The sequence below is a fragment of the Actinomadura sp. GC306 genome, assembly GCF_004348665.1.
In the GTDB taxonomy this organism is placed as follows: Bacteria; Actinomycetota; Actinomycetes; order Streptosporangiales; family Streptosporangiaceae; genus Spirillospora.
Genome location: NZ_SMKM01000356.1, coordinates 1 through 5,844 on the forward strand (window position 1 = coordinate 1; position 5,844 = coordinate 5,844).

Consider the following 5,844-nt stretch of genomic DNA (forward strand, 5'->3'; position numbering starts at 1 on the left):
GTCCCCGACGACCTGCCGCTGGACGAGGCGGTGGCGCTGCTGGCGGACGGGCGCACGGCGGTGATGATGCTGCAGGCCGTGGAGCCGAGGCCGGGCGAGCGGGTGCTCGTCGAAGCGGCGGCGGGCGGGGTCGGGACGCTGCTCGTCCAACTGGCGAAGACGGCCGGGGCGACGGTCGTGGCGGCCGCCGGGGGCCCGCGCAAGGTAAACGTGGCGTTGCGGCAGGGGGCGGACGAGGCCGTCGACTACAGCGAACCAGGCTGGACGCAGAAGGCGGGCAAGGTGGACGTCGTCCTCGACGGTGTCGGCGGTGACGTGGCGCGCGAAGCCTTCACCTTGCTCGGCGAAGGTGGGCGCATGGTCAGTTTCGGCCTGGCGAGCGGTGAGTGGGCGAACATTCCGGAGGACGAGGCGGCGGCGCGTGGGGTGACCCTCGTCCGGGCGGAGGCGACGCCAGAGGAATTGCGCGAGTTCACTCGTACGGCGCTGACGAGCGGTCTGCGGCCGTTGATCGGGCAGCGGTTCCCCCTTGAGCGCGCGGCGGACGCGCATGCGGCGATCGAGTCGCGGGCGACCGTCGGGAAGACGCTGCTGGAGGTCCGGCGCCGCTAACGCACCTTCTCCAGGAACGCGGCGAGCGCGCGCTCGTAGACGGCGGGGTCGACGTTCCACGACTCGGTGTGGTCGCCCGGGGTGGCGATGTGGGTGACCATGCCGGGCGGGGCGGTCGCGGCGAAGGTGTGGGCGGGGCCGTTGGCGACGATGGTGTCGTCGGCGGCGGTGAAGAGCAGGACGGGCGTCCGCAGGTCCGGCGCGTACCGGCGGTGGTCGAAGTCGGCCAGGTCTATGCCGATGCGCCACTCCAGGACGCGTTTCGCAACGCCGATGAGGGGTGCGGGCAGGTTGCGGGCGTCGCCCTGCTTGTCCAGGGTGGCGCTCCAGTCGAGCACGGGGGAGTCGAGCACGATCCCGCGCACGAACGACGAATCCCTGCGCAGGGTGGTCATCGCCATGGCCCCGCCCATGGACCACCCGTACAGGACGACGCCCGTCGCCCCATGCGCGCGTGCGTAGCCCATGGCGGAGACGACGTCCTGCCATTCGGTGTTGCCGAGATGGTTCTTTCCGTCCCTGGACGAGGGCGCCCCCACGTCGTTCCTGTAGGCGATCGCCATCATCGGTAGGCCGGCCTTGTGGACGGTGCGCATCACGCGGAACGTCTCCGCCTTGTCGGAGTTCCGCCCATGGACGCCGATGACCCATGTGCTCTCAGGCGTCTTCCCCGGCAGCAGCCACGCGGGCATGGGGCCGACCCTGGAGGGATACGTGATGTCCTGGAACGGCAGCCCGAGGGCCTTCTCCGGGTCGCCGTCGTACATCCAGTGGTCGATGGCCGCGGCGGTGCCCTTCGCCAGAGTGCCGTCGAGGACGGAGGTGACCTCCCGCACGACCCGCCGCTCGTCCCCGCCGACGACAGGGCCGAGCAGCGCGCGTCCGCCCGCCCAGGCCAGCGCCCAGACGCCCGCGCGCTCGGTCGTCGCGGTCCGGGGAAGGGTGACCGTGTCGTTCCCGGCGTCCAGGACGACCAGGGGGTACTCGGCCGTGCGCTCGACCTCGATGGCGACGCCGGCGAAGTACCAGCCGATTCCGCCCACGACCGCGCCGAGCAGCACGGTGATCGCGGTGGCCGCCGCCATCAGCGCGCGGAGCCGGCGGCGCGGCCGTCCGGGCCTCGGCGGCACGGGCGCCGCAGGGGCCGGGGCGGAAGTTTCTGACGGCGAATCTGACACGGCATGAGAAGTTAACCCTCCCGGGGCGAGCGTCGCGAACCCCCGGGTCACCGCGCAATATGTCAATCCGTGCGGTTAATCTGCCGGAAAGGTGCCATCGGCGCAGTCGGCCGGCGGCCGCTCAGCAGCCAGCCGGCAGCCCGCCGGCGGCCGGTCAGGTGCCGCCGATCGCGGAGACGAGCCCGACCGCCAGCAGCATGTCGAGGTGGATGAACGTCTCCAGCTTCGCGCCGGGCGGTATGTCCGCGTCGTAGGCGAGCCGGTCGAGGACGGCGAGCGCGCCGGGGCTGCCGAGGTCGTCGGCCAGCGCGGTCTCCGCTTCCGCGGCGTGCTCGCGGCTCATCGGGCGGCCCGGGGCGGTGGCCCACTCCGCGACGGCGGCGCGCCACCCGTCCAGGCGTTCGGTGGCATCCGCCACGGCCTCCCCGGACAGGTCCAGCGGCTCCCGGTACGGGACCTCCAGCATCGCCAGCCGCACGGCCAGCGGGTCCGCCGACGCCCAGTCCCCGGTCTCGGGCGGCACGGTCACGACGAGCCCCTCCGCGCCGGAGCCGCCGGGGCCGGAGCCGGGGCCGGAGCGGCCGGGGTCGGAGCCGCCGGGGCCGCTGAAGACGTGGACGTCCGCGTTCGGCATCGGCGCGTCCAGCACCTCGAAGGCCGCGACGTTGTAGTCCGAGCAGTCACCGGGAAGGGGCGCGGTGCTCGCGACCCGGACGCGCTTGCCGGCACGCTGCGCGACACGGCGCAGCAGGTCCGTGACGACCAGGACGCGCCGCCCCTCGGCCGCTGCGAGCTGTACGCGCAGGCCGGGCCCACCGGGCAGCGGCTCGGCCCGCCCGGTGCGGTGGTCGTACAACCGGAGCATGCCTCAACCCTAGACGCCCGCCCCCGAGGGCCGGCTCACAGCTGCGGCGCGGCGGCGAACGGCCCGAAGGGCAGCGGGGTGGCGCTGTCGGCCTTGCGGACGGCCGCGAACCGCAGCCGCACGTAGTCGGCGACCCAGCCGGACTCGCGGCGCAGCGCCGGCGCGGCCAGGTCGTTGACCCGCTTGAGCAGCGGCTCGACGATCTCCGGCGGGACCTCGGCGAGGGCGCGGGCCGCGTAGATGCGGACCCAGTCGGCGGCGCCGCCGGGCCCCTCGGTCATCCGGGTCGGGCGGTCGGCGTGCTCCAGCAGCCGCAGCGTGAACCCGGCCTCCTCCAGTCTGCCCGCGTACTCGGCGGGCGTCGGGAAGTACCAGGGCAGCTCGGGCTCGCCGAGGCCGAACACGCGCCACGCGGTCTGCATCGCGACGATCAGCTCGGCGCAGTTGCCCGCGCCGCCCAGCTCGCCGACGAACCTTCCGCCGGGGCGCAGCGCCGCGTACACGCGGCCGATCACGGCGTCGGGGTCGCGGTTCATCCAGTGCAGCGCCGCGTTGGAGGCGACCGCGTCGAACGACTCCCCGACGGTGAAGTCGTGGGCGTCGCCGACGATGAACGAGAGGCCCGGGTAGGAGGCGGCGGCTTGCGCGACCATCTCGGGGCTGCCGTCGATGCCCAGCACCTCGGCGCCACGCTCTGCGATCTCCGCGCTGAACGTCCCCGTCCCGCACCCGAGATCGATGATCCGTTCGCCGGGCTGCGGATCGAGCAGGTCGACCAGGGGCGCGCCGTGCGCGGAGACGTACCCGAAAGCGGAGTCGTACGTCGTCACGGCCCAATTCACTGTCATAATTTATCGGACAAACCCGAGGTGGAGGCGGCGTTTGAGATGGCGGACGTCTCGTCCGAGGTGCGGATCATCGGTTCCGAGGGGCCGGACGGCCTCACGCTGCGCACGTCGGGTCTGGCCGCCGGAGACCTCCCGGAGCTCTGCGTGGCCGGGCTTCCGCCCTATCTGGGCCAGGGCTGGGCGCGTGTCCTGGCGGCCCTGGCGCGGCGCTTGGCGGCGTCCGCGCAGGTCCCGGAGCGGGTCACGCTGGGCGCTGAAGTTGAGATCAGTCTCACACCCGCGGGCGACGGCGTGCTGACCCCCGGGCCGCCGCCCGGCCACGCCGCCGAGGGCTGGCACCGGGACGTCCTGCTGCGCCTGTTCCCGGAGGCCCGCACCTGACCGGCTTCCCGGAGGCCCGCACCTGACCGGCTTCCCGGAGGCGCGTACCTGACCGGCGGGCCTGTTCCTAGAATCGGATTCTGTCCAGCAGGCCGCAGAAGGGATCGCAGGTGCCGTACACAGAGATCGAGTACGAGGTTCGCGACGGGATCGCGACGGTCACGCTGAACCGGCCGCACAAGATGAACGCGTTCACGTTCACCATGCGCGACGAGCTGCTCGACGTCTTCGACAGGATCGACGCCGACGACGACGTCCGCGCGGTGGTGGTGACCGGCGCGGGGCGCGCGTTCTGCGCGGGCGCCGACCTGAGCGGCGGCGGCGACACCTTCGACAAGGACAAGGCCGAGGGCCTGCTCCCCGGGAAGGTCGACCGGCTGGACGACGGCACCCCGCGCGACGGCGGCGGCATGGTCGCGCTCCGCATCGCCGCCTGCCTCAAGCCGGTCATCGGCGCGTTCAACGGCGCGGCGGTCGGCGTCGGCGTCACGATGACGCTTCCGATGGACGTCCGGCTCGCCAGCGAGAAGGCCAGGTTCGGGTTCGTGTTCGCGCGGCGCGGCATCGTCACCGAGGCGGCGTCGAGCTGGTTCCTGCCGCGGCTCGTCGGCATCGCGCAGGCCATGGAGTGGGCCGCGACCGGCCGGGTCTTCGGCGCCCAGGAGGCGCTGGACGGCCGGCTGGTGTCGCGCGTCCTCCCGCCGGACGAGCTGCTGCCCGCCGCCTACGAGCTGGCCAGGGAGATCGCCGGCAACACCTCGGCGGTCTCCGTCGCGACCATCCGCCGCCTCATGTGGTCGGGGCTGTCGGCCCCGTCCCCCTGGGATGCGCACGCCGCCGACTCGCGCCTCATGGCCGCGCTCGGCGGCGGCGCCGACGCGATCGAGGGCGTGTCGTCCTTCCTGGAGAAGCGGGACGCGGCGTTCCCGATGCGCGTCAGCAAGGACCTGCCGCCCGAGGTCCCGGACTGGCCGGTGCGCTGACCGGGCGTGAAACCGCCCGACCCCGGCGCGTCCGGGGCTCGGGCGGTGCTGCATGATGGTCATGAGTGATCATCCGGTCAAGGATGATCTTCATATTCCGCACCATCGTCTCCCGTGTGTCGCGTGTACCGAGGGTAAGAACCCGCCCGAGGCAACACGTTCGGGGGAATCGTGGGGCGTATCTGGCATGTCCTTATCGCAGGTGGTCTGGTGCTGTCCGTCGGCGCGTGCGCGGGCGGTGAGGAGAAGCGCGCGCGGACGGCGGCGGACCGCGGCGCCGCGTCCGGCGATCCGCGCCATGGGACGCGGCCCTCGCCGAGCCCGTCACCGAGCCCGCCGCCGCCCAGGAACATCGACTGCGACCGGGTCGAGTGCGTCTCGCTGACGTTCGACGACGGGCCGGGCGAGCACACCGGGCGGCTGCTCGACACCCTGAAGGCGGCGGGCGTCCGCGCCACGTTCTTCATGCTCGGCACGATGGTCCAGGAGCATCCGGACCTCGTGCGGCGGATGGTCCTGGAGGGCCATGAGGTCGCCAACCACACCTGGTCGCACAAGGACCTCACGACGCTGTCGGACGCGGGCGTGCGGTCGCAGATCGAGCGGACGCAGCAGGCCGTGAAGGCCGCGGCGGGCGTCGAGCCCACGCTGATGCGACCGCCGTACGGTGCGACCGACGACCAGGTGGGACGCGCGGTGGGGATGCCGCAGATCCTCTGGAGCGTCGACACCATGGACTGGCGGCACCGCAGCGTCGCCCGCAACACCAAGCTGGGGACGACCAAGCCCGTCCACGGTGACATCGTCCTGTACCACGACATCCACAAGCCGACCGTCGACTCCATCCCGACGGTGATCGACGGGCTGAAGAAGCGAGGCTTCACCCTCGTCACGGTGACGGAAATGTTCCAGGGCGAGAAGCTCGTCCCGGGAGAGACCTACAACGCACGCGAGGAGGAGGCGGAACAGGTCACCGG

7 protein-coding genes are annotated in these 5,844 nt (G+C 72.7%); 4 read left to right on the top strand and 3 right to left on the bottom strand.

Annotated features, from left to right (window positions below):
- A partial coding sequence (locus E1200_RS30470; protein ID WP_131955619.1) for a zinc-binding dehydrogenase occupies positions 1–612 on the top strand: 612 nt, incomplete at its 5' end.
- Here E1200_RS30470 and E1200_RS30475 read toward each other — a convergent pair.
- From E1200_RS30475 to E1200_RS30485, 3 genes are all read right to left on the bottom strand, one after another.
- Positions 609–1,742 (bottom strand): alpha/beta fold hydrolase, encoded by a 1,134-nt coding sequence (locus E1200_RS30475; RefSeq protein ID WP_131955621.1) that lies wholly within the window; start codon positions 1,740–1,742, stop codon positions 609–611. The genes E1200_RS30470 and E1200_RS30475 overlap by 4 nt on opposite strands.
- 202 nt (positions 1,743–1,944) lie before the next feature.
- Positions 1,945–2,655 (bottom strand): hypothetical protein, encoded by a 711-nt coding sequence (locus E1200_RS30480; protein ID WP_131955623.1) that lies wholly within the window; start codon positions 2,653–2,655, stop codon positions 1,945–1,947.
- Between the two features lie 35 nt (positions 2,656–2,690).
- Positions 2,691–3,485 carry a class I SAM-dependent methyltransferase gene (locus E1200_RS30485; RefSeq protein ID WP_243708963.1) on the bottom strand — a complete coding sequence of 265 codons (795 nt, stop codon included), beginning with the start codon at positions 3,483–3,485 and terminating at the stop codon, positions 2,691–2,693.
- Positions 3,486–3,524: 39 nt separating this feature from the next.
- Here E1200_RS30485 and E1200_RS30490 point away from each other — a divergent pair, with 39 nt between their 5' ends.
- The 3 genes from E1200_RS30490 to E1200_RS30500 all read left to right on the top strand — a co-directional run.
- Positions 3,525–3,884: a hypothetical protein gene (locus E1200_RS30490; protein WP_243708965.1), complete on the top strand. Its 360-nt coding sequence runs from the start codon at positions 3,525–3,527 to the stop codon at positions 3,882–3,884.
- A 110-nt stretch (positions 3,885–3,994) separates the two neighbouring features.
- Entirely contained in the window at positions 3,995–4,867 is an 873-nt protein-coding gene (locus E1200_RS30495; RefSeq protein WP_131955627.1) for a crotonase/enoyl-CoA hydratase family protein, read from the top strand.
- A gap of 210 nt (positions 4,868–5,077) precedes the next feature.
- On the top strand, positions 5,078–5,844 hold a 767-nt coding region (locus E1200_RS30500), incomplete at its 3' end, for a polysaccharide deacetylase family protein (protein WP_131955629.1).

Coding starts and splice junctions, on each gene's coding strand:
- E1200_RS30480 (WP_131955623.1), bottom strand. CDS start 2,655: ATGCTCCGGTTGTACGACCACCGCACCGGGCGGGCCGAGCCGCTGCCC.